Source organism: Leptolyngbya sp. KIOST-1 (genome assembly GCF_000763385.1).
GTDB lineage: Bacteria > Cyanobacteriota > Cyanobacteriia > Phormidesmidales > Phormidesmidaceae > Nodosilinea.
In genome coordinates this window covers 1,953,592-1,975,517 of sequence record NZ_JQFA01000002.1, presented here as the reverse complement: position 1 = coordinate 1,975,517, position 21,926 = coordinate 1,953,592, and the positions used below count along the sequence as shown (strand labels likewise).

23 protein-coding genes are annotated in these 21,926 nt (G+C 60.2%); 13 read left to right on the top strand and 10 right to left on the bottom strand.

The genetic code is table 11. The features are described 5' to 3' along the window. Positions 1-53: 53 nt before the first annotated feature. Positions 54-368, bottom strand: coding sequence for a YkvA family protein (locus NF78_RS08735; protein WP_035985783.1), 315 nt, complete (start codon positions 366-368; stop codon positions 54-56). 213 nt (positions 369-581) lie between these two features. On the opposite strand from NF78_RS08735, the gene upp reads away from it, so the two are divergent. The 4 genes from upp (at position 582) to lysS (ending at position 3,872) form a co-directional block, all read left to right on the top strand. Beyond that, positions 582-1,235, top strand: a complete 654-nt coding sequence (upp, locus tag NF78_RS08730; protein WP_035985782.1) for a uracil phosphoribosyltransferase — start codon at positions 582-584, stop codon at positions 1,233-1,235. A 191-nt stretch (positions 1,236-1,426) separates the two neighbouring features. Next, a complete protein-coding gene (locus NF78_RS08725) occupies positions 1,427-1,753 on the top strand; it encodes a hypothetical protein (protein ID WP_035989167.1) in 327 nt (108 codons plus the stop codon). Positions 1,754-1,872: 119 nt separating this feature from the next. Further along, positions 1,873-2,157: a YggT family protein gene (locus tag NF78_RS08720; protein WP_035985781.1), complete on the top strand. Its 285-nt coding sequence runs from the start codon at positions 1,873-1,875 to the stop codon at positions 2,155-2,157. Between the two features lie 173 nt (positions 2,158-2,330). Beyond that, positions 2,331-3,872: a lysine--tRNA ligase gene (lysS, locus tag NF78_RS08715; RefSeq protein WP_052050007.1), complete on the top strand. Its 1,542-nt coding sequence runs from the start codon at positions 2,331-2,333 to the stop codon at positions 3,870-3,872. Between the two features lie 259 nt (positions 3,873-4,131). Here lysS and NF78_RS08710 read toward each other — a convergent pair whose 3' ends face one another. Together NF78_RS08710 and NF78_RS08705 are read right to left on the bottom strand one after the other, a co-directional pair. Further along, a complete protein-coding gene (locus tag NF78_RS08710) occupies positions 4,132-4,797 on the bottom strand; it encodes a helix-turn-helix domain-containing protein (protein WP_035985780.1) in 666 nt (221 codons plus the stop codon). Positions 4,798-4,820: 23 nt separating this feature from the next. Continuing rightward, on the bottom strand, positions 4,821-6,308 hold the full coding sequence (locus NF78_RS08705) for a hypothetical protein (RefSeq protein WP_035985779.1): 1,488 nt from the start codon (positions 6,306-6,308) through the stop codon (positions 4,821-4,823). Between the two features lie 216 nt (positions 6,309-6,524). Here NF78_RS08705 and NF78_RS08700 point away from each other — a divergent pair, with 216 nt between their 5' ends. Both NF78_RS08700 and NF78_RS08695 read left to right on the top strand, forming a co-directional pair. Then, on the top strand, positions 6,525-6,863 hold the full coding sequence (locus NF78_RS08700) for an NfeD family protein (RefSeq protein ID WP_035985778.1): 339 nt from the start codon (positions 6,525-6,527) through the stop codon (positions 6,861-6,863). Positions 6,864-7,048: 185 nt separating this feature from the next. Beyond that, on the top strand, positions 7,049-7,297 hold the full coding sequence (locus tag NF78_RS08695; protein WP_035985777.1) for a hypothetical protein: 249 nt from the start codon (positions 7,049-7,051) through the stop codon (positions 7,295-7,297). Here NF78_RS08695 and NF78_RS08690 read toward each other — a convergent pair. Next, on the bottom strand, positions 7,290-7,808 hold the full coding sequence (locus tag NF78_RS08690) for a phycobiliprotein lyase (protein WP_035985776.1): 519 nt from the start codon (positions 7,806-7,808) through the stop codon (positions 7,290-7,292). The two genes, NF78_RS08695 and NF78_RS08690, sit on opposite strands and share 8 nt — an antisense overlap. 304 nt (positions 7,809-8,112) lie before the next feature. On the opposite strand from NF78_RS08690, the gene NF78_RS29275 reads away from it, so the two are divergent. The 5 genes from NF78_RS29275 (at position 8,113) to NF78_RS08670 (ending at position 13,296) form a co-directional block, all read left to right on the top strand. Then, the gene (locus NF78_RS29275) at positions 8,113-8,403 is read left to right on the top strand and encodes a DUF433 domain-containing protein (RefSeq protein WP_072016027.1); all 291 of its coding nucleotides are present in this window, start codon (positions 8,113-8,115) and stop codon (positions 8,401-8,403) included. Further along, complete coding sequence (locus tag NF78_RS08685; RefSeq protein WP_035985775.1) at positions 8,400-8,744, top strand: DUF5615 family PIN-like protein; 345 nt, start codon at positions 8,400-8,402, stop codon at positions 8,742-8,744. The genes NF78_RS29275 and NF78_RS08685 overlap by 4 nt, the downstream gene beginning before the upstream one ends. A 261-nt stretch (positions 8,745-9,005) precedes the next feature. After that, positions 9,006-10,067 (top strand): uroporphyrinogen decarboxylase, encoded by a 1,062-nt coding sequence (hemE, locus tag NF78_RS08680; RefSeq protein WP_035985774.1) that lies wholly within the window; start codon positions 9,006-9,008, stop codon positions 10,065-10,067. Between the two features lie 108 nt (positions 10,068-10,175). Continuing rightward, entirely contained in the window at positions 10,176-10,958 is a 783-nt protein-coding gene (locus NF78_RS08675; RefSeq protein ID WP_035985773.1) for a PD-(D/E)XK nuclease family protein, read from the top strand. A gap of 307 nt (positions 10,959-11,265) precedes the next feature. Continuing rightward, positions 11,266-13,296: an elongation factor G gene (locus NF78_RS08670; protein WP_035989160.1), complete on the top strand. Its 2,031-nt coding sequence runs from the start codon at positions 11,266-11,268 to the stop codon at positions 13,294-13,296. Positions 13,297-13,369: 73 nt separating this feature from the next. Here the strand turns inward: NF78_RS08670 and NF78_RS08665 are convergent, their stop codons facing one another. Both NF78_RS08665 and NF78_RS08660 read right to left on the bottom strand, forming a co-directional pair. Continuing rightward, complete coding sequence (locus tag NF78_RS08665; RefSeq protein WP_263970571.1) at positions 13,370-13,747, bottom strand: GFA family protein; 378 nt, start codon at positions 13,745-13,747, stop codon at positions 13,370-13,372. A gap of 525 nt (positions 13,748-14,272) precedes the next feature. After that, positions 14,273-15,034 carry a metallophosphoesterase gene (locus NF78_RS08660; protein WP_035985771.1) on the bottom strand — a complete coding sequence of 254 codons (762 nt, stop codon included), beginning with the start codon at positions 15,032-15,034 and terminating at the stop codon, positions 14,273-14,275. Positions 15,035-15,252: 218 nt separating this feature from the next. Between NF78_RS08660 and NF78_RS31010 the strand changes: the two genes are divergently transcribed. Next, positions 15,253-15,630 carry a hypothetical protein gene (locus NF78_RS31010; RefSeq protein ID WP_156119705.1) on the top strand — a complete coding sequence of 126 codons (378 nt, stop codon included), beginning with the start codon at positions 15,253-15,255 and terminating at the stop codon, positions 15,628-15,630. 195 nt (positions 15,631-15,825) lie between these two features. On the opposite strand, the gene argC is transcribed toward NF78_RS31010, so the two are convergent. Then, positions 15,826-16,890, bottom strand: a complete 1,065-nt coding sequence (gene argC / locus NF78_RS08650) for an N-acetyl-gamma-glutamyl-phosphate reductase (RefSeq protein WP_035985769.1) — start codon at positions 16,888-16,890, stop codon at positions 15,826-15,828. Positions 16,891-17,231: 341 nt separating this feature from the next. On the opposite strand from argC, the gene ribBA reads away from it, so the two are divergent. After that, entirely contained in the window at positions 17,232-18,980 is a 1,749-nt protein-coding gene (gene ribBA, locus NF78_RS08645; protein ID WP_318655455.1) for a bifunctional 3,4-dihydroxy-2-butanone-4-phosphate synthase/GTP cyclohydrolase II, read from the top strand. Here the strand turns inward: ribBA and NF78_RS08640 are convergent, their stop codons facing one another. From NF78_RS08640 to NF78_RS08630, 3 genes are all read right to left on the bottom strand, one after another. Continuing rightward, complete coding sequence (locus NF78_RS08640; RefSeq protein ID WP_035985767.1) at positions 18,981-19,649, bottom strand: ABC transporter permease; 669 nt, start codon at positions 19,647-19,649, stop codon at positions 18,981-18,983. A gap of 69 nt (positions 19,650-19,718) precedes the next feature. Then, positions 19,719-20,786: an ABC transporter ATP-binding protein gene (locus NF78_RS08635; protein WP_035985766.1), complete on the bottom strand. Its 1,068-nt coding sequence runs from the start codon at positions 20,784-20,786 to the stop codon at positions 19,719-19,721. A 217-nt stretch (positions 20,787-21,003) separates the two neighbouring features. Beyond that, complete coding sequence (locus NF78_RS08630; protein WP_035985765.1) at positions 21,004-21,897, bottom strand: carbohydrate ABC transporter permease; 894 nt, start codon at positions 21,895-21,897, stop codon at positions 21,004-21,006. Positions 21,898-21,926 lie beyond the last annotated feature (29 nt).

The following is a 21,926-nucleotide window of genomic DNA, read 5'->3' as shown; positions in this document are numbered from 1 at the left end:
TTCACAAGTTTTTTAAGGGGGCAGGCCGTATTTCTGCCCCTCTGGTATGAGTCCTACATCACCACAACAGAATCGACGTCGATCGCGGTTTCGTCGCTGTCTACGGCCTGGGCAACGCTAATTTCTTCGTCCACCTGGCGCAGGTTGCGCTTGCGATCGAGCAGGATTTGGGTGATTTCGGTGATTGCGATCGTGGCGATCAGGCCATCGTCAAGCCACCCAATGACAGGAAACACATCGGGGGAAATATCAATGGGGCTGACCAGGTAAACCAGAGTGCCCAGTAACACAATCCACCGATATTTTGAGTTCCGCAGCAGCTTGCGGTACCAGTTCATAAACGGCTTACCAAAAAATCGCTTTGCCATTGCTATCTCCTTTCGCCAACACACTTATCTTGACAGACCTGAAGCGTCGGCACAGGTGTGGCTTACCCCTTGAAAAGCGGTGATTCTACACCGAATCAACCGTATCCGGAGACCCGTAGAGGGGAGGGTTGGGTGGGGCGGAGGGCGAGGAGAATCGCGCCGCTGGGGGCTTCCGGGGTATGATGTGGCAGATTTTTTGGTGGTAGCCGGGTTATGTCATCCTTCCAACTGCGTATCTATGTTCCGCCGCATCCCCTGGTAAAGCACTGGCTGGGGGTAGCCCGCGATGCCGAAACCCCAGGCCCACTGTTTCGTTCGGCGATGGAAGAACTGGGGCGCTGGCTCAGCTACGAAGCCATTCGCGACTGGCTGCCCACAATGGATACCACGGTGCAGACGCCCCTGGGGCCGGCTCCGGCCACCTTTATCAACCCCGAGGTACCGACGATGATCGTGCCGATTTTGCGGGCGGGGCTGGCGCTGATGCCGGGGATTCAGGCACTGCTGCCCCTGGCCTCGGTGTATCACGTGGGCTTTGTGCGCAATGAGGAGACCCTGGAGGCCAGCTGCTACCTCAACAAACTGCCCGACCAGCTCGACCCGGCGACGCGGGTGATCATTAGCGAACCAATGCTGGCCACCGGCGGCACCATTATGGCGATGATGGATGAGCTGACCCAGCGGGGCATTGATCCGGCGGTGGTGCGGATCATTTCGATTGTGGCGGCCCCTCCGGCCCTGCAAAAGCTGGCGGCAGCCTACCCCACGGTGACCATCTACACCGCTATGATCGATGAAACGGTGAACGAGTACGGGTTTATTGTGCCGGGTCTAGGGGATGCGGGCGATCGCACCTTTGGCACCTAGCTCTTCTCCTGTGGGCCGGTATACCTTGCCCCAAGGACTTGCCAAACCCGGGCCAGAGTGTCACGAATCCATCACATAGTAGGCGTCAGGGCGGGGCCTACAGCCAGGCCTGGGCTTGGTCACAATCTGGGCTTTGGCACAATAGAGTATGCTAAGCAACGGTTCTTTGGGTTAGTGTGGACAGCGATTTTATGAGTCAGCAAGACAACTTTGTCGGCGGATTTTTGCTCGGCACCGTGGTGGGTGGGGCACTGGGGGGCATTGTTGGTGCCCTGGCCGCCTCGCGGATTCAGTCGGGGGGCAATAGGGCCAAGCCCACCCTGCCCAAGGACAACAGCACCCTGGCCTTTGGTGAGTTTGACGACACCGAAGAGGACAGCATTGAAGCTGCCCGCCTGGGCCTGGAGGCCAAAATTGCCCAGCTCAACGAAGCCATCGACGATGTCAGGCAGCAGCTGGGCGGCATTAACGGTCATTCGGAACGCCCCTGGGAAAGCCCGTCGCGCATTGACTCCTGATCGCCTGCTCAGCAAATCTACCGATCTGGCGCCGATCTGGGCGAAGCAAACCGTTACACTAACTGACAGACCGAGACGTTCCGTGTATTGTTGGTAACGACTACTGCCGAGGTTCTCAAATGGACATATTGGTACAAACCCTCACAACTTTCCTGTCGATTTATACGATCCTGCTGATTGTCCGCATCCTGCTGAGCTGGTTTCCAAACGTGGACTGGTTTAGCCCTCCCTTCTCGGTACTTAGCCAGCTGACCGACCCCTACCTCAACCTGTTCCGGTCGATTATTCCTCCCCTGGGCGGCATTGATCTGTCCCCCATCCTGGCCTTTCTGCTGCTGTCGTTTGTGCGCCAGGGGCTAGTGGCGATCGCCGCCGCCACCGCCTCCTCCTACGCTTACTTCTAAGCGATCGTCCCATGGTTTTTAGCCCAAGGGCTCAGCTCCTTACTTCTCGGAGCTGAGCCCTTGGGCTATTGCTGTTTAGAGAATGCTGATAAAGCGTCAAACTGCGCGGCGGTGCGGCGGCCACAGTTCCCTATAATGGGGGTTTGTGACCTTACGCCATTACCTGCCTAGCTATGTCGTCTGACTCTAACCGCCCTGGCCAAAGCGCCTCCAGCCTTGAAGACATTCGTGCGGCGCGGCTGCAAAAGGTCGAGGAACTAAAGCAGCTGGGCCAAAACCCGTTTGCCTATCGCTGGGATGTCACCGCCAGTACCGCCGATCTCCAGGCCAAGTACGCCGGTCTAGAGGCCGGAGAAGAGGTGGATGTCGATGTCTCCCTGGCCGGGAGGATTCTGGCCCGGCGAGTGTTTGGCAAGCTGGCTTTTTTTAGCCTCCAGGATGAAAGCGGCACCATTCAGCTCTACCTCGAAAAGGCCACCATTGGGGCCCACATGGGGGCAACGGATGAAAATGCCTTTGAGCATCTAAAGCAGCTCACCGACGTCGGCGATATTCTCGGCGTGCGCGGCACGATCAAGCGCACCGAAAAGGGTGAACTCTCGGTCAAGGTTCAGGAATACAGTCTGCTGACCAAGGCCCTGCTGCCCCTGCCCGACAAGTGGCACGGCCTCACCGATGTGGCCAAGCGCTACCGCCAGCGCTACGTCGATCTGATCGTCAACCCCACCGTGCGCGACACCTTTCGCAAGCGGGCGCTAATCACCACCGGTATTCGCCGCTACCTGGAGGACAGAGGCTTTTTAGAAATTGAAACTCCAGTGCTGCAAAGCGAGGCCGGGGGGGCGGAGGCGCGTCCCTTCGTCACTTACCACAACACCCTGGAGATGGATCTCTACCTGCGCATTGCCACCGAGTTGCACCTGAAGCGGCTGGTGGTGGGTGGCTTTGAGCGGGTGTTTGAGATTGGCCGCATTTTTCGCAATGAGGGGGTGTCAACCCGCCACAACCCAGAGTTTACCAGCGTAGAGTTTTACCAGGCCTACGCCGACTACCATGAGCTGATGGCCCTCACCGAGGATCTGGTAGCCACCCTGGCTAAGGATATTTTGGGCACCCTCAAAATCACCTATCAGGGGGTCGATATTGACCTCACTCCCCCCTGGCGGCGAGTCTCTATGCACGACCTGGTGCTAGAGCACACGGGGCTCGATTTCCACCAGTTTGCCACCCTGGAGGAGGCTAAGGCCGCGGTCAAAGACCTGGGCTTGCCGGGGCTCGACAGCTGCGACTCGGTGGGCAAGCTGCTGAACGAAGTGTTTGAGGAAAAAATCGAGGCCACGCTGATTCAGCCCACCTTCCTGATTGATCACCCCGTAGAGATTTCGCCGCTCTCAAAGCCCCACCGCAGCAAGCCTGGGGTGGTCGAACGCTTTGAGCTGTTCATCGCCGGGCGAGAAACCGCCAACGGTTTCTCGGAGTTGACCGACCCGATTGACCAGCGCCACCGCTTTGAGCTGCAGGCGGCACGCAAGGCGGCGGGCGACCTGGAGGCCACCGGAGTGGACGAAGACTTTTTGACGGCCCTGGAGCACGGCATGCCGCCCACCTGTGGCGAGGGCATCGGCATCGATCGCCTGGTCATGCTGCTCACCGATAGCCCCAGCATTCGCGATGTGATCGCCTTTCCCCTGCTGAAGCCTGAGCGGGAGGAGTAGGGGCGTGGCTGGGTAGGAAAACAAACAACTCCCGACCCTAGGGCCGGGAGTTGTTCAGGTATAAAGGGTTCAGCTAGAAAGTGGGGTTCTGTATAGCAGGTGGACTGGGTTTGCCCGGTTATGACTCACCCACGCATAAGATTCCCACACGGTGGCCCAAATTCCGTAGAAAATCGGAAGAAATTTTTAAACTTCATGGAGGCTTCAAAGGGGCGGTAAAGACTGCCTCGGGCAGGCACCAGCGGCGGCCAACGGCCGTCTAAGTCTGGATTGGGCTCACCCGGGCGCGGTACAGCAGGCGATCGCCCTGGCGGTAGCCCACGTGACTGACCCGCACCGGCTGCCCCGGCGATGGGTTGCCGGCCCTGGGCTGGTGCAGCTGGGGGTCAAAGGGCACCTCCGCGCCGACGGAGCCAATCGGGCTTACCCCCCACTGCTGCACCAGGGCTTCTACGGGGCGCACCAGCGGCACCAGCTTTTGGGCCGGCAAGTCGGGCTTCTGCTGGGCGGCGTGGACGGCGGTAGGCCACTGGGTCAGCCAGGGTTCTAGCTGGGCGATCGCCTGCTGCTGCACCTGCTGGCGCACCGTTTCGGCCTGATTGGCGAGCTGGGTCTGGAGGCGATCGCACTCCTGGCGCAGGGCTTTGATTTGGCTCACCTCCTCCCGCCCATCGCTGGCTGGGCCTGCCGAGGAGGCGCTGAAGTTCGCCACCAGCGTCTCCAGGGGCACCCCCAGGGTCTGGCTGAGACGCTGTAGGGCGGCAACCTGCAGCCGACCGACCTGGCCGCGGCGTAGGGCATCAATGGCCGAGCGGGGGACGCCGCTGGTACGGCTGAGGGCCCGGTAACTGCTCAGTCCGGCCTGGACCATCAGCGATCGCAGGGCCGAGCTGTGGTCCACCGAATCGTGATCTGGTTTGGCCATAACCCTGTCCAGGACGAATGCGGTTAAAACTGCAAATTCAGATCTTCGAGCGGGCGGGTTTGGAGATCGCTCAGGGGTGCGTTCGGGGAGGACTCGCGATCGCGCAGGCTTTCCCCCAGCGGATCGCGGCTGCGGACCGGGGCCGCAGGCTGGGATGCCGGTGCGCCTTCCCTACCGCCGGGGACCGCACCGCTGCCCTGGTTGATCACCACCGGCTGGTTGGGCCGGGGGTTGAAGGTTTCAAAGGTGACGGCCCGCACCAGGGGAGGATTCTGGCCATCGGTTACCCGCAGGGTGACGGTGGTGGTGCCCGCCGGACTCAGGGGCATCGACAGCGCCCCCTGCAGGCCGACGGTGCCGGGGGACGGCAACAGCTCGACTTTCGCCGTGGAGCCGCCCTCTACTCGCCAGGCCACCTGAAACCCCGGAATGGGCTGCCCTGGCTCGACCGGAACCAGGTATTTGGGCTGGGCCTCGTTGCCGTTGATGGTGAACGCGGCAATGCGTACCGGACGCGGTTCGATGTTGACCACCTCACTCTGCCTGGCGGCGGGCAGCTCGCGATCGCTCAGGTTGACGGGTACCGGGGTAAGCTCAAACTGGTACTGGCCCACCTCCAGCATGCCAGTGGGGACCCCCTGGCAAATCAGCCGGTCCTGGATCTGGCAGAAGGGCTGCAGCGCGTCGGGTAGCGCCACCTGGGTCGGGTTCTGGGGGTCGCGCAGGCTAAAGCGGCGGCCCCCCAGGGTAGTCCCGTCGGGGCGCTTGACCACCAGCAGCAGATCCTGCAGGCTCTGGGGGTTGGTGACAATCCAGCTGACCTGAATGCCCGCCTCGGTAACCGGAGGGGCCATATCGGCGGTGGCAGCCGAAATTTGGGTGCCCGCCTCAGAGTAGATCACCTGGTCGGGAGCGAGTTCTACCACCGTTGGCTGGGGTAGATCGGCCACGGTTACCAGGCTGCTTTCCGCCCGCACCGGGGGCAGGTTGAGGGCAATATTGGGCAGCAGGGTGAGTTCAAAGCGGTACTGGCCGGGCCTACGCAGCTCCAGGGGCACCTCGCGGCAGGTCAGCAGTCGTCGGGTCTGGTCGCAGTAGGGCAGCAGGTTGGTGGGCAGCCCCTGGGATAGATCGAAGGTTTCAGGCCCGTAGGTCAGGGTACCGTCGGGGGCATACCCGCGCAGCACAAGGGTTTCGACCTGGCGGGGGTAGCTCACCTGCCAGCTCAGCTGGGGGATTTCCGCCTGGGCGGTCGCGTACTGGCTCTGGGACGGCGACAGATCGAGGATGTGGGGATGGGGCGGTGTACGCCCAAACCACCACAGCAAAGCCCCCAGCCCGCCCAGGGCACCGATGCCAGCGGCGATCGCCAGCCGCCGCTGCCAGCGCGGCCGGGGTAGGGGCGCTGGGGCCGGCGCTAGCGTGATGGCCGCTGCCGTCGCCGCCGTCTCCACTGACTCATCGACCTGAAGCTCAGGCTCTTGCCACTGTTCGATCTGAGAACCTGCCATTGCCAATCACTATCCTCACATGTCGCAACAGTGCCACAGCTGTCGCAATTGGTTCATCATAAATGGTGACGATTGCTGGTGGCATTTTACTGCCTGACCGACGACCGTTGGGGAGACCTCAGGGCATGAGCCATCGATCATGATCCATAGATCATCCCCGGTTTCTTGCCCATACTGTTTTAGCCCATACTGTTTTAGCACTGAGGTGCGATCGCCATGACAAGCTTCTCACCAGCCCAACCCGAACCCGATGATTTTCCCCTAGAGCCCGGCCCCGTCGAGCACGTGCCCTGGGGGCAAGACGACGATCAGGTTCAGGTGTTTGAAGGCACCTGGTCTGACTACACCGCTGAAGTAGCCGACGTGCTGCGACCCGGCTCGCGCTACCAGGTCAAGTACGAGGCCACCTACTGGACCGCTATTCCGGTCGAGCCGGGGGTCGATTTCCAGCCCGGCGACCTGGTGGCGGTGCTGGGCCGCAAAGGCAACGAGCTGATGATCAGACCCATGCCTAGTCCGCAGCCCAGTCATCCCGATCAGCTGCCCACGCCATAACAAACCTGCACAGGTGAAGCCGCTGACAGGGGAATAACGCTGATGAGCAAACCGCCATCACCCTATCGAATCGGGACGTCTTAAACCAGCAAATCAGAGTCAGTACCCCAAGTCCTCCGCTTACAACCGGGGGATTTTTCTTTGGGTTTTGAGCAATAATTGCAGGTAGATAAGGAGAGCACTCCATGTTCGCCAGTACAGACCGCCTCGATCGCATCGAAGCCCTGGTAGAGCGCAACAGCGAAGCCATCCAGCACAACAGCGAAGCCATCCAGCACAACAGCGAAGCCATTCAGAAGCTGACTGAAGAGACCAAGGAGCTGAGCATTCGCTTTGCGGCCTATCAGCAGGCGTCGCAGTGGGTGGTGAACCTGGCCTTCGGTCTGCTGGCAACCGCGACCATCACCACGATTGTGACCGCGGTCATCAGGTAGCGGGTTTGCTCACCCCCATCCGAATTTCGGAGCAAAACGACGCTATTTGCTCTGTGTCTCCCACTTTGACCACGCTGGTGCGCATCCGCAGGTTGGGGTTGATAAACCACAGGCGTTCTTCCACCTGGCCGGTCTCGGTGGGGGTTGTAATGGTCAGAACCTCGTCCTCGATCCGGTAGCGCCCCTGGCGGGCCGACGACCCGGTTGCCTGGACCAGGACGCCCTCCCCTGCATCGGTAGGGGTGAGAACGATCATCAGAGCCGTGCCCTGAGTTTTTTGGGTCTGCCCGTCGATCTGGCTGTCCTGGTGAACCCGCAGACCACAGGCGACTTGGCTGAGGTCGTGGCCCAGGGATGCACAGGTTTCGGCCAGGTCGCCATCGGAAGCAGGCAAAAAATCTATTTGCAGATTTGATTGCCCCGCTTGAGAACTCTGCCCCGCCAGATCGTGGGTGGTGCGCTGGGAGAACCACTTGCCCGCCAGGGTTTCAAAAAAGTTCACAATGTCCATGGAGAAATTTCGGTGTTTTGCCAACGTGTCACAGTCTCTAATTCTACGGCGAAGCGCACGTTTTTCTGGGGCAGATGCTCGATGAGACCTGTCCATTCGTCGATGACTCAGCGGCTCAGTCACTCAGTGATCCACTGGACTGTCTCATAGGACAAAGGGACAGTCTTACAATAGGTGGATAGCCTGAGATACCTGCTTAGAAGGTATCTCAGAGCCTATGCGCTTGCCCGTAGCCCATAAGACTAGAGACGACAGTCCTGTCAGATCCAGAAAATTTCCTGTCCACACATAGCTTGGTAAATCTATGGCGGCTACCGTAACCCGCTATGTAACCCGTAACCCCAATATTCTCAGCGGCGAACCAATTATCGCTTCTACACGTATCCCGGTGCGGGCTATTGTGGGTCTTTGGCGATTGGGTACGCCTCCTGAGGAGATTCCAACTCAGTACCCTCAGATGACATTGGCCCAAGTGTTTGATGCTCTAGGGTTTTACTTAGATAATCAGGATGAGGTGAACGGTTACATTGAACGCAATCATATCCCTGAACAATTGGTACATCCCGCAGTACGACAGGCTCTGAAAATGGAATGAGTCTATTTGCGCCCCTCTACACCGACGAGGATATCGCTGGTCTGGTTGCGACATTGCTTAAAAGTCGAGGGTTTGATGTGCGAACTACGCTTGAAGCTGGGATGTCAGGCTGTTTGGACGATGAACAGCTGGCCTATGCCGCAGCCGAACATCGCTGCATCTTGACCCACAATCGAGTTGACTATGAGCGGCTACATCTGCGCTATTTGCAGGCAGGACAATCCCATTCAGGAATGGTGGTGACGCCTCAAAATAATCCTTATGAAGTAGCCAAGCGGGTAAGTATCATCCTAAATGCGCTCTCCGTTGATGAAGTCTCTAACCAACTGTTATATGTCTAGCCCTCGGATGACCTCTGGTGGCAGGGGTTTCCTAAGGAGCCCGATCCAATGTCGTCGGTAGTATCTGCAGACGTCTGGGGGAGGGCCACAATTGTGTACAAATGTTGCGGAATGAAAAGTGCTGAACCCCTTTTTCCGTAAGAATTAGAGAGCATCACAGAGTGATAAGCTAACGGTTACGCTTTAAGTTCGCTTTTGAGCGGGCGCTTTATACAACGCTGTTCTTGTAAACGCTGTTTTTGTAAATTGGTGACGCCTTCTATGACCGCAGTGAACCAGGTACCTTTGTTGCTCCGCGCCGCCCGCCACGAGGTGCTCGAGCGTCCCCCGGTATGGATGATGCGCCAGGCAGGGCGCTACATGAAGGTGTACCGCGATCTGCGCGATAAGTATCCCTCCTTTCGCGATCGCTCGGAAAATGCCGACCTGGCGATCGAGATCTCCCTCCAGCCCTGGCGGGCCTTTCGCCCCGACGGGGTGATCATGTTCTCGGATATTCTGACGCCGCTGCCGGGCATGGGCATTCCCTTCGACATCGTTGAGAGCAAGGGGCCGATCATCGACCCGCCCATTCGCACCCAGGCGCAGATCGACGCGGTGCACGAGCTGGATCCTGAAACGGCGCTGCCCTACATTCGCACCATTCTGCAGACCCTGCGTAGCGAAGTGGGCAACGATGCGGCGGTGCTGGGCTTTGTGGGTTCCCCCTGGACCCTGGCGGCCTACGCGGTGGAGGGCAAAACCTCCAAGAGCTACACCAATATCAAGGGCATGGCGTTCAGCGAACCCGCCATGCTGCACACTCTGCTGGGCAAGCTGGCCGACAACATTGCCCAGTACGTGCGCTACCAGATTGACTGCGGCGCGCAGGTGGTGCAGTTGTTTGACTCCTGGGCCGGGCAGCTCAGCCCCATGGACTACCGCACCTTTGCGCTGCCCTATCAGCAGCGGGTGGTGCAGCAGGTAAAGCAGACCCACCCTGACACCCCGCTGATTCTCTACATCAGCGGCAGTGCCGGGATCTTTGACCTGATGGGCGAGTCGGGGGTCGATATCGTCAGCGTGGACTGGACGGTGGACATGGCGGAGGCCCGCCGCCGCCTGGGCCCCAGCATTGGCGTGCAGGGCAACATTGACCCGGCGATTTTGTTTGGCTCCCAGGCGCTGATCCGCGATCGCATTCTCGACACCATTCAGAAAGCGGGCAATCGGGGCCACATTCTCAACCTGGGCCACGGCATTCTCCCCGGCACTCCTGAGGAAAACGCCGCCTACTTCTTCGAGACGGCCAAGAACGTCGACAAGCTGCTGGCGACGGTTTAGGTAGCACCCTGAGGGACTGGTTGAGGATGGGTGCAGGGTTTAAGGTTTAAGGTGCAAGGCCGGAAACAACACCTTGAACCCTGCACCTTCTACCTTGTACCCCTTCCCATGCTTACCCTCACCCAGAGCCACCTGCGCCAGCTAGAGACCTGTCCCCGCCGCTTTCAGTACGGCTATCTGGAGCAGGTGCCGGTACCCACCGACCCGGAGATGCTGGAGCGGCAGCGGTGGGGCACTCAGTTTCACCTGGTGATGCAGCAGCGGGAACTGGGCCTGCCCATTGAGGGCTTTCTCAGAGAAGACGCGGTTTTGGATGCGGCGGTACAGGGGTTACTGGCTGCGGCACCGGAGCTGTTTGCGCCCCAGGGCGATCGCTTTCGCCAGAGCGAGCACCGCCGCACCCTGGCCTTCAACGGCTACCTCCTGGCCGCCGTCTACGATCTGCTGGTGCTGGAGCCAGGCCGGGGCCAGATCATTGACTGGAAAACCTATCAGCGTCCTTCCACGCAGGCACAGCTAGCAAAGGCATGGCAGACCCGTCTATACCTCTATCTCCTGGTTGAAACCAGTGAGCTGACCCCGGACCAGGTCTCGATGACCTACTGGTTTGTCGCCCCTCCCGGTGCAGAAGCTCGCTCTGAGCCACCCAGCAGCAGCATCATTTCCTACAGCGCGGCCCAGCATCAGCGCACCGAGGCCGATCTGCGGCGACTGACCGATCGCCTCACGGATCTATTGGCCCCTGGCGGCGATCTGCCCCAGGCGGACCCAGACCGGGGCCACTGTGATCGGTGCTCCTACACGGTGCGCTGCCAGCGGGGGAGCGATCGCTTTGGTACAGAGGCGGTGGTGCTGCCTGCGATCGCTGACATTGCCGAAGTGCCTCTTTAGGCTAGCAACGCCAGATCTGCTGTCCAGGACGTTTGATCCTGAATTTGCCTTAGTTAACCCCTGGTTGGGGCTGGGCAAACACCGTTTGCCCCTACTGTTGCGCCCCTCTTTACATACCGATAAAACCCACGACAAGCTTTACCACAAAACTTCAACAGGTGAACTTTCTAGAACCTGGTTAAGCAAGGGTTTAGGGTCGAGTTAATCTGAGGTTAGACACAGCTGAGTCGCTTCACATCAAGCTCGTCGAGCCTGCATTTGGTAGGCCTTTCTCTACATGCCATCGCTACATGGCAAGGAGTTTATGATGACCCAAAACGTCCTTTCAAACCGGCGCAATGTGGCGCTGGTAGGTGCTTACTCCAGCGGTAAGACGACCCTCTTAGAAAGCATGCTCTCGGTCACGGGAGCCATTACCCGCAAGGGCAGCGTCGATGAGGGCAATACCCTCGGCGATAGCTCCCCGGAGGCCCGCGCCCGCGCCATGACCGTTGAACTAAATGCCGCCAGTACTGAGTACGGCGGCATTTGTTTTACGTTCGTTGACTGCCCCGGCTCGGTAGAGCTTCAGCAGGAAACCAACCATGCCCTGATGGGAGTCGATGCGGCGATCGTGGTTTGCGAAGCCGACCCCAACAAGGTCCTCACCCTCTCGCCCCTGTTGCAATTTCTCGACACCTGGGAAATTCCGCACCTGATCTGGATCAACAAGCTCGATCGCGCCAACGGCACCTTTGCCGAGGTACTAGCCGCCCTGCGCCAGGTGTCCTCGCGCCCGGTAATTCCGCAGCAGTACCCGATTCGCCAAAACCACGACCTGGTGGGCTTTATCGACCTGGTGACTGAGCAAGCTTTTCACTACCATCCCGGTGCCCCCGCCGACCCTGTGCCGCTGCCCCCTTCGCTTCAGGCAGAGGAACAGGCCGCCCGCGCCGAAATGCTCGAAACCCTGGCCGACTACGACGATCACTTGCTCGAAGAACTGCTGGAGGACATTACTCCCCCCGAAGACGAAATTGTTCGCGACCTGAAAATGGAGCTGGGGGCCGACCTGATTGTGCCCGTGTTTATTGGCGTGGCCCTGGCCGACTACGGCGTGCGGCCCCTGCTCGACGCGCTGGTGAAAGAAGCGCCCGAACCGAGCGTGACCTGCGATCGCCGTGGCATTACCTGCGACGATGCCACCCTGGCCCAGGTGCTCAAGACCTACTACACGCCCCAGGGCGGCAAGCTGTCGCTGGTGCGGGTGTGGTGCGGTGAGTTGAAAGATGGCGATAGCCTGAATGGGGACCGCATGGGCGGCCTCTACGACCTGATGGGCACCCAGCAAAACAGCCTCAGCCGGGCCGAAGCGGGCCGGATTGTGGCCGTCGCTCGTCTGGAGGGTGCCCAGACGGGCGACACCCTCACGCCCCAAGGCACCCCCGACACCCTGCTGCCCAAAGCCCCGGCAATCGATCCGGTCTACGCCCTGGCCATTACCCCCGCCAAGCGCAGCGACGAAGTCAAGCTCAGCGCCGCCCTCACCAAGCTGCTGGAAGAAGACCCCTCGCTCTTCTGGGAGCAGCACGGCGACACCCACGAGGTGATTCTCTGGGGCCAGGGCGATGTACACCTGAAGCTGGCGATCGATCGCCTCAGCCGCAAGTACAACCTGCCTATGGCCACCCACCTGCCCCAGGTGCCCTACAAAGAGACTATTCGCCAGGCCAAGGAGTCGGTGCACGGGCGCTATAAGCACCAGAGCGGTGGCCACGGCCAGTTTGGCGATGTGTACCTCTCCATTCAGCCGCTGCCGCGCGGCGATGGCTTTGCCTTTAGCGACACCATCGTAGGCGGCGTGGTGCCCAAGCAGTACATCCCCAGCGTCGAAACCGGCGTGCGCGAGTACCTCGACCACGGGCCGCTGGGTTTCCCGGTGGTGGATGTGGCGGTGACGCTCACCAATGGCTCGTACCACAACGTCGATAGCTCCGACAATGCCTTTAAGCAGGCGGCCCGCCTCGCCATGCAGGAGGGACTGGCCGCCTGCACCCCTACCCTACTCGAACCCATTGCCCAGGTCGAAATTTCGGTGCCCAGCCTCTACACCTCCAACGTGTTGAAGCTGATCACGGGTCGGCGTGGCCAGATTTTGGGCTACGAGGGCAAGGCTGACTGGCCCGGCTGGGATGTGGTGACGGGGCACCTGCCCCAGGCCGAAATGCAAACCATGATTTTGGAACTCCGGTCGCTGACCATGGGCGTGGGCTTCTTTAAATGGACCTACGATCACCTCGACCCGGTGCCCGAGAAGCTGACGGAGCGGATATTGGCCAGTACGGGGGGCGATCGCTAACCTGATCCGCTAAATGTTGCCTCCCTTAACAGACCCCAGAGTTTTTGAAAAAACTCTGGGGTCTAACTGTCAGTTAATCAGGTTGTTCGGCAAACTCCGCGAGCAGCGCCGGAAAATTCTCTGGCTGCGGAAATTTTTCAAAGCTGTGGACGGCAGAGGTCGTTGCCCACGGCAGCTTTTCGTCGGTGTAGGTCTCGATGAATGGGCTGAAAGATTGCGCGTCTTCCATCATCGTCGATCGCACGTTGACGAAGTCATCCATGCCCTCGGGGCGCGTGAATAGCCAGCTCATGCAGTGGGCACAGAAATAGTGACGGGTTGCCCCGTGCAGCCCGCCGATGACGGTCTCCCCCTGGGTTACCCTGAACTCGCTGCTGGGATACAGCGTGCTCAAGCTAAAGGCGCTGGCGGTCATGCGCTGGCACCCGGTGCAGTGGCACGCCATAGTCATCAGCGATTCTGCCCTGACTTCAAACTGAACCTGCCCACATCTACAATGGCCTGTTTTGAGAGGCTTACTGTCTGTCATCACTGACTCCCTAGTGCTTCGCTCACCAACGGAATTCTTTGTCCTAACAGTTTGCTTGAGCGACGGCAAACAACCTTAAACTCAACACCAAAATCCTTTAAAGGTCTGCTCCAGGGGAATGCTAATCTAAGAAACTCGTATGATTTATTGGTCGTTTAGCTGCCCCTGGCAATATACCGCTTTTTGTAATTCTGTATAAATCGCTATTAGAGCTATCACCATCCAGGCCAGTGCCTTGGGGTGATGCAGAGACCGGCGATGGCTATGTTGACGCAGCGTTGAGCAAGCTCTCTGCCATTGATGCGCGTCAGCTCAGAGGAGGTGATCTACAGCGGTTTGTTCGCAGGCTGGGCTTTGTTTCAGACGAGACCTGGGCGGAAATTGCCACCGCAATCAAAACCGTCATTGAAGGCGACTTGCCCGAGCGCTTCAGTATAGGTGGTTCCCCTAAAATGCGGCGCGGGTGGCCACATGGCGGGGGCGCTTTTTGATCAACGTAGGGTCGAGGTAGGTGATCGCCTCGGCGCACGATCGCACCCGTTCGATCGGTTCAAACACATTCACCTGGTAGACGATCTGGTTATCCCAGTCGAGCGCCGTGAGCCAGCCGCTGCGGGGATGGTAGACGCCGGTGTCAATATCGAGCCAGCCGCGCCCAGCGACAATTTGACCGGGGTCTACGCCGGGGAATGTGAACGTAATGGTGTGCCCGGTGATGATCAGCTTGTCGGAGAAAAAGGGCGTCAGGCTGCTGTGGAAAGTTTCGCGAATCCAGCACATTTCGTAGCTGCTCTGCTCGGCGATGGGCAGCATGGGGTTGACCCCGGCGTGCACCAGCCACAGGTCACCCAAGTCGATATAGAGGGGAAGCTGCCGCAGCCACTCCAGGTGGTCTTCCAGGGTAGAAGCGGCGCCATGGTAGCTGGTAAGAGTGGCCTGGCCGCCGCTAAAGATCCAACCCTGAAGAGTGGGGGGATTGATTTTGCCGTCGATGAAGGTGTCGAGGATGAGCTGCTCGTGGTTGCCCCGCACGCAGTTGGTGGCGTGGCGGCGAATGAAATCGACCACATCGGCACTCTTGGGGCCGCGATCGATCAAATCACCGACGCAGTAAATCTCGTCGTCGGACTCAGGCGCGATCGCATCCCACAGCCGCTGTAGGCCGTCGTAGTGACCGTGTATATCGCCAATAAAAAGTCTTCGGGGCATGGGGCAGGGACTCCGTTGCTTTCATTATGCCTTAACCCCAAACTCAACTATCAAGTTTCCGCAATGCTTACGTGGATAAAGAGCCTTTAAAGCGGTACGCTGTGACCCAAACGCAGCTTGATTTTGGCCGCAAAAGAAAAGCCTCAGATTGGCGGTGCGATCGCGTTTATTCTGATTATTCTCAGGCATAATGAAGGCCAGCTTAGAGCACCTACCCTATGAGCCTTTCGCCTTCTCGTCGTCCGCCGCCGATCTCGTCCCCCCCACGCAAACCTGTTCGGCGTCAGCGACGGACCACCCCTCTCCGGCGTCTGGCCCGTCACACCCCCACCTTTGAGGTCAGTGCCCGCTTGGGGATGAACTTATTTTTGACCCTGGTGGCGGCGGTCTCCCTGGGGCGACTGGTACCTCACCTGCAAGCACAGGTGGAGCAGCTCGAAGTGGCCAGAGCCAGCTTGGCCGAGGCAGAAGCCGCTAACACCCGCCTGCGGTCTGACTTTGACCGCTACTTTGACCCCGCCCAGGCCGGGCGCATTATTCAGGAACAAACGGGCTACCGCAGCCGCTCGGAGCGCCAGATTGTTTGGACAGATTGAGGGGATTGGGTGGGTGCGTGACCTGATAACAGGCACAGGTCTAAGGGGCTAAGTAGCTGAGTCCAATTAATTGTAAGAAGGGGGTTTGCGGTTTACGGTACACGGTGCGAGCCCTGCACCTTAGACCTTGCACCGTATACCCACTTCCACCTCAACCAGCATCTCCTGCTTAAGCGCACCCACCTACAGGCTCCGCTACGGATAAAACGTCGTGGTAGGCAGCCCCAGCCCTTCTTCCAGCCCCATCATCAGGTTGAAGCACTGCACCGCCTGGGAGGCCTGACCCTTCATCAGGTTGTCGATCGCGGACATGACAATCACTCGCCCGGTGCGGGGGTCGGTTTCGAGCCCAATGTAGCAGCGGTTGGTGCCCCAGGCCCACTTGGTTTGGGGGTAGGTGCCGTTGGGCAGCACCGTCACCCAGGGGGAAGCGCGGTAGAAGGCGCTGTAGATGGTGAGCAGATCGTCGCGCACCAGGCCGGGGTCGCGCAGGGTGGCATAGATCGTGGCCAGAATCCCCCGCACCATGGGAATCAGGTGGGGGGTAAACTGCACCATAACCTCGTGGCGGGCCAGATGAGTGCAAATCTGCTCAATTTCGGGGGTGTGGCGGTGGCGAGCAACGCCGTAGGCCCCGAGGGAGTTGCTCGCCTCGGCTAGCAGCATGCCGGTTTTGGCTACTCGTCCGCCGCCGGAGGTACCCGACTTGGCGTCGATGATCAGGGTTTCGGGCTGGGCCAGCCCCTGCTTGAGCAGGGGCGCAATGCCCAACAGGCTGGCGGTGGGGTAGCAGCCGGGGCAGCCCACCAGGCGGGCATCGCGAATGCGATCGCGGAATAGTTCCGGTAGCCCATAGACGGCTTCGGCGGCGGTGACCTGATCGCTGCGCTCGCCGCCGTACCAAGCCTGGTAGGTGTTCAAATTTTCAAACCGGTAGTCGGCGGACAGATCGAGCACCTTGCAGCCCCGCTCCAGCAGGGTGGGGGCCATGGTATAGGCCAATCCGTTGGGCAGCGAGAGGAAGACGGCCTGACAGCGCTGGGCGATCGCGTCCAAATCGACCGCCTCCACCGTCAAATTGACCGACTCGGCCAGGTGAGGGTAGATCTCGGTGTAGGGCTGCCCGGCGCTGCTGTCGCCGCCCAGATATACCAGTTCTACCTCAGGGTGCTGGCTCAGCAGGCGCACCAACTGCACCCCTCCATAGCCCGATGCCCCCACAATACCGACCTGAATTTTTCCTGCTGCTGACTCACTCATGGTTCTAGGGCGGGCATTTTGCCGGGTAAAAGAGGGTGTGGCCCATCAACCGGGGGATAGTCAACCGCGACCGCCTCCCTTGGATAAGCACTGTAATAGTAAACCAGTAATTCCAGTTCAACATGGTTGTTTAGAATGCTGGGACCGGGACTGGCGATCGCCCCAAGGGCATCCGAATCTGACCCGCATTCGGTCGTCACCCCGGGAAGCAGAAGCGGTAAAGCCAGGGGCTGTTTTTGGGTCGGGCGTGGCAAGGTTATGACCAGCGGGGTTTCAGCGGGAATTGATCACACGCCCTAAAATTTTAAGAGTGAACGTACGTTATAAAGGCCAGCCCCACCGTGCTTGACTCAACCTCGGAGATGCCCGAAGCCGCCAGCCAATCCACCTCCGAATTTCAGTTTGATTCGATTGAGTTGGCCCTCCACGACCTGGCCGCCGGGAAATCGATTGTCGTTGTTGACGACGAGAACCGCGAGAACGAGGGCGATGTGATCTGCGCCGCCCAGTTTGCCACCCCCGACATCATCAACTTCATGGCGGTGGAAGCGCGGGGGCTGATCTGCCTGGCCATGACCGGAGAACGGCTCGACCAGCTCGACCTGCCGCTGATGGTCAGCCCCAGCGCCTTTGAAGACGAAAACGAGCAGACCGCCTTCACCGTCAGCATCGATGCCGCCCTCAGCTGGGGCGTCACCACCGGCATTTCCGCCGACGATCGCGCCCGCACCATTCAAGTCGCCATCAACCCCAACGCCCGTCCCCAGGATCTGCGCCGTCCCGGCCACATTTTTCCGCTGCGGGCCAAAGACGGCGGCGTGCTGAAGCGGGCGGGCCACACCGAGGCGGGGGTCGATCTGGCCCGGCTGGCCGGGCTGTACCCCGCTGGCGTAATCTGCGAAATTCAAAATCCCGATGGCTCGATGGCGCGGCTGCCCGAGCTGGTGGACTACGCTAAAACCTTTGGCCTCAAGCTGATCAGCATCGCTGATTTGATCAGCTACCGCTTGCAGCACGAGCGCTTTGTGCAGCGCGAGGCTGTCGCCACCATGCCCACCCAGTTTGGTGAGTTTGCCATTTACGCTTACCGCAACCTGCTGGATGGTTCTGAGCACGTGGCCATGGTCAAAGGCGACCCCGCCACCTTCGCCGACCAGCCGGTGATGGTGCGGGTTCACTCCGAATGCCTCACGGGCGACGCCTTTGGCTCTTTGCGCTGCGACTGCCGCATGCAGCTCCAGGCGGCGCTCAAAATGATCGATGCTGCCGGGCGGGGCGTGGTAGTCTACCTGCGCCAGGAGGGGCGCGGCATTGGCCTGGTGAACAAGCTCAAGGCCTACTCGCTCCAGGATATGGGCCTCGATACGGTGGAGGCCAACGAAAAGCTGGGCCTGCCCGTGGACCAGCGCAACTACGGTGTCGGGGCGCAAATCCTCAACGACATCGGCGTCAAGCAGTTTTGTCTGATCACCAACAACCCCCGCAAAATTGCGGGTATCAAAGGCTATGGCCTGGAGATGGTGAACCGGGTGCCGCTGATTATCGAGGCGACCCCCTACAACTCGGGCTATCTGGCCACCAAGGCCCAAAAGCTGGGCCACCTGCTGATGCACACCTACCTGGCCACAGTGGCGATTCACTGGCGCAGCACGGGGCTGACGGTCCAGGACCGCTACCAAAAGCTAGAGCAGCTACGTGGCCTGGCCCAGTCGCTGGGGCTGATGCTGCAAGAGGAGGCCCGCCCGGTGGCTGCGGCTCTATTCAGCCAGCCCGATGTGATTGTCAATTTGGGCCTGGAGGGGGTAACGGATGCGGGGGCCGACGCCTGGTACCGCGACTGTAATGAGCCGAAAATGCAGGCGATCGCCACCCTGCTCGACAAACTCGCCGCCTGGGCCGACATCGACCAGCTGGCGTTTCTGATCTCCGGCGGCAGCGATCCCTTCAGCGGCTTGCAGGTCAAACTCGATCGCCAGGTGTTCCAGCGCGACGGGGCACCCACCGCCGAAACCGTCAAACCCTCCGACCTCTGCGGCAGCCTGGAAAGCCAGCGCATCTACGTCTTCTCCAGCCACGTCCCAGCGGATTAGCTAGCCTCTATTTGTGTAACTGCCTTCCCCGCCTGGAGCCTGGGCGGCTCGCTGCACCGCGCTCAGCCCCACCTCCGCCAGCAGCGCCAGCAGCGCTACGGGTACCGCCCCTACCAGCAAAATTGCCGGGTCGTAGGCGGCAAAGCCCAGCACAATAAAGGCTCCCAGCCCGCCTGCGCCGACGAAGGCCGCCAGGGTCGCGCTGGCGATCACCTCCACCGTAGCGGTTTTGATGCCTGCAATGATCACCGGCAGCGCCAGGGGAATTTCGACAGTTTTAAGAATATCGCTGGGGGGCATACCCATGCCGATTGCCGCCTCGCGAATGGCGGGGCTGATATTGCGAAACGCCACGTCGGTACTGATTAAGATAGGCGGCATTACCAGCAGGGTAAGGGCCAGTACCGCCGAGGAAAAGTTCAGCCCCAGCACCGGCACCGCCAGAAACAGCACCGCCAGGCTAGGGATTACCCGCAGCGCGTTGAAGCCGTTCAGCATGACGGTGGAGACAGCGCGCGATCGCGCACTCCACAGCCCCAATGGCAGCCCCACCAGTAGCCCAATCGCCAGGGGCACCGCCACCAGCAGCAGGTGCTGTTGCACGGCGGTGAGGAGGCGATCGCTGTTGTCCAGCGCATACTGGTAGGCGTTTTGCAGCGTCGGCAGCATAGCAGAAATACTAAGTTGGGCTCATAACGGTGCAGGTTTGTTACACCTCAAATTCTAAGCCCATGCTTCCTAAACCGTAAGCCGCTGTTCGGTTTCGCCGTCGAACCAGTGAATGGTGTCTGGCGGCAGGGCCAGGGTCAAATTTTCCTGGCTCCAGGTGGCATCGGCGGGGAGAATGGCGCGCAGGGTAAGATTTGGGTCGCCCTGTACTCGGAGGCTGACCAGGTCGTGCATGCCCAGGTTTTCTACCAAAAACACGCTGCCTGTAACCGTGAGGGCATCCCCTTCGCGGGGCAGTCGCAGGTGCTCGGGGCGAATGCCCAGGATCACCGAGGCAGACGACACCCCACGCGGCAGCGGTACCCGAAACTTGCCCAAAGCCACATCGTTACCCGTGCGGCTGAGGGGAATCAGGTTCATCTGGGGGCTGCCGATGAAGCTGGCCACAAACCGATTGGCCGGGGTTTTGTAGATTTCGTGGGGGTGGCCCAGCTGCTGCAGGTAGCCGTTGTTCAGCACCGCCACCTTGGTGGAGAGGGTCATGGCCTCGGTCTGGTCGTGGGTGACGTAGACAATGGGCGATTTTTGGTCGGCAAAGATCTGCTTCAGGTCGGCCCGCACCTGCTCCCGCAGCAGGGCGTCTAGGTTGCTGAGCGGCTCGTCGAGCAAAAATACATCGGGGTCGCGCACCAGAGCCCGGGCCAGGGCCACCCGCTGGCGCTGTCCCCCCGACAGCTTGGCCGGTTTGCGACTGAGCAGGGGGTCGAGGCCCAGCAGCCCAGACACCTCCTGCACCCGCTTTTGAATGTCGCCCGAGGGCAGGTGGCGCAGCTTGAGCCCCGAGGCAATGTTTTCGCCCACGGTCATGTGGGGGTAGAGGGCGTAGCTCTGGAACACCATGGCGATGTTGCGATCGCCCGGCGGCAGCGGGCTGACATCGCGATCGCCGATCACCACCCGGCCTTCGGTGGGCTGGTCCAGCCCCGCAATCAGCCGCAAAATCGTCGATTTACCACAGCCCGACGGCCCCACCAGGGTCAAAAATTCCTGGTCTTCTACCGCCAGGTTGAGCCGTTTTACCGGCACAATGTCGCGGCTGTAGGCTTTGGTGATGTCTTGCAGTTCGAGTTTGGCCATGATCGTAGTTGAGTGGATGGGTGGGAGAGTGGGCGGGAAGGGAGTGGGCGAGTGGGGGGGTGGATGGGCGGGGAGTGGGTGAGTGGGCGGGTGGATGAGTGGGGAGTGGATGGGTGGGGAGTGGATGAGTAGGGAGTGGATGAGTGGGGAGTGAATGGGTGAAGCTATAGATTTTTAGCGCTCATCCACCCATCCACCCATCCACCCATCCACCCACCTACCCCTTCACCGACCCTGAAGTGAGGCCCTGCACGATGCGGCGCTGGAAGAACAGCACCAGCAGCACCAGGGGCAGGGTGCCGACCACCGTAGCGGCGGCCAGGGGGCCGTAGGGCACTTCAAACAGGGTGGTGCCGCCGAGCTGGGCTGCGGCTACGGGAATGGTTTTCATCTCTTCGCGGGTCATGAAGGTGAGGGCAAACAGGTACTCATTCCACGCAAAAATGAAGGCCAGAATGCCGGTGGTGACCAGGGCGGGCAGGGTCATGGGCAGCACAATGCGCCCCAGCATTTGCAGGGTGTTGTAGCCGTCCACCCGGGCCGAGTCTTCCAGATCTTTGGGCAACTGCTGAAAGAAGCTGCGCATCACCAAAATCGTCAGCGGCAGGTTGATGGCGGTGTAGGGAATGATCAGCGCCAGGTAGTTGTTGGCCAGCCCAAAGGCCCGCACCACCTCCAGCAGGCCCAAAAACAGCAAAATGTAGGGGAATAGCGTCACAATCAGCACCACCGCCAGGATCGCCTGCTCCCCAGGAATTCGCAGCCGGGCCAGGGCGTAGGCCGCAGGCGACCCCAGCGCCAGACACAGCAGCGTGGAAATCACCGCCACCAGGGCGCTGTTGAACATGTAGATGTGGAACTGGTTGAGCCGAAACAGATCCACGTAGTGGGTCAGGGTCAGCTGGTCGAGTCGGGGCAGGTAGACCACCGGGGTTTGGGTGATGGCGGCGTTGGTCTTAATCGAGGTCAGCACCTGCCAGATCACCGGCAGCAGGCTGAAAATCACCGTAAAGGCGATCGCCAGCCACAGCAGCAGGCGCATCCAGCGAAAGGCGCGATCGCGATCGCGGGATTCGGGCGCGGTAGTAGTGGTGGTGGGAAGGGTGGTCATGGGATGGGTGGATGGGTAGGGGGTGGATG

Coding starts and splice junctions, on each gene's coding strand:
- NF78_RS08670 (WP_035989160.1), top strand. CDS start 11,266: ATGACCCAAAACGTCCTTTCAAACCGGCGCAATGTGGCGCTGGTAGGT.
- NF78_RS08735 (WP_035985783.1), bottom strand. CDS start 368: ATGGCAAAGCGATTTTTTGGTAAGCCGTTTATGAACTGGTACCGCAAG.
- lysS (WP_052050007.1), top strand. CDS start 2,331: ATGTCGTCTGACTCTAACCGCCCTGGCCAAAGCGCCTCCAGCCTTGAA.
- NF78_RS08635 (WP_035985766.1), bottom strand. CDS start 20,786: ATGGCCAAACTCGAACTGCAAGACATCACCAAAGCCTACAGCCGCGAC.
- NF78_RS08660 (WP_035985771.1), bottom strand. CDS start 15,034: ATGCCCCGAAGACTTTTTATTGGCGATATACACGGTCACTACGACGGC.
- NF78_RS08720 (WP_035985781.1), top strand. CDS start 1,873: ATGGACATATTGGTACAAACCCTCACAACTTTCCTGTCGATTTATACG.
- NF78_RS08630 (WP_035985765.1), bottom strand. CDS start 21,897: ATGACCACCCTTCCCACCACCACTACTACCGCGCCCGAATCCCGCGAT.
- upp (WP_035985782.1), top strand. CDS start 582: ATGTCATCCTTCCAACTGCGTATCTATGTTCCGCCGCATCCCCTGGTA.
- NF78_RS08675 (WP_035985773.1), top strand. CDS start 10,176: ATGCTTACCCTCACCCAGAGCCACCTGCGCCAGCTAGAGACCTGTCCC.
- NF78_RS08710 (WP_035985780.1), bottom strand. CDS start 4,797: ATGGCCAAACCAGATCACGATTCGGTGGACCACAGCTCGGCCCTGCGA.
- NF78_RS08695 (WP_035985777.1), top strand. CDS start 7,049: ATGTTCGCCAGTACAGACCGCCTCGATCGCATCGAAGCCCTGGTAGAG.
- NF78_RS08705 (WP_035985779.1), bottom strand. CDS start 6,308: ATGGCAGGTTCTCAGATCGAACAGTGGCAAGAGCCTGAGCTTCAGGTC.
- hemE (WP_035985774.1), top strand. CDS start 9,006: ATGACCGCAGTGAACCAGGTACCTTTGTTGCTCCGCGCCGCCCGCCAC.
- NF78_RS29275 (WP_072016027.1), top strand. CDS start 8,113: ATGGCGGCTACCGTAACCCGCTATGTAACCCGTAACCCCAATATTCTC.
- NF78_RS08685 (WP_035985775.1), top strand. CDS start 8,400: ATGAGTCTATTTGCGCCCCTCTACACCGACGAGGATATCGCTGGTCTG.
- argC (WP_035985769.1), bottom strand. CDS start 16,890: ATGAGTGAGTCAGCAGCAGGAAAAATTCAGGTCGGTATTGTGGGGGCA.
- NF78_RS31010 (WP_156119705.1), top strand. CDS start 15,253: ATGAGCCTTTCGCCTTCTCGTCGTCCGCCGCCGATCTCGTCCCCCCCA.
- NF78_RS08690 (WP_035985776.1), bottom strand. CDS start 7,808: ATGGACATTGTGAACTTTTTTGAAACCCTGGCGGGCAAGTGGTTCTCC.
- NF78_RS08665 (WP_263970571.1), bottom strand. CDS start 13,747: ATGACTATGGCGTGCCACTGCACCGGGTGCCAGCGCATGACCGCCAGC.
- NF78_RS08700 (WP_035985778.1), top strand. CDS start 6,525: ATGACAAGCTTCTCACCAGCCCAACCCGAACCCGATGATTTTCCCCTA.
- NF78_RS08725 (WP_035989167.1), top strand. CDS start 1,427: ATGAGTCAGCAAGACAACTTTGTCGGCGGATTTTTGCTCGGCACCGTG.
- NF78_RS08640 (WP_035985767.1), bottom strand. CDS start 19,649: ATGCTGCCGACGCTGCAAAACGCCTACCAGTATGCGCTGGACAACAGC.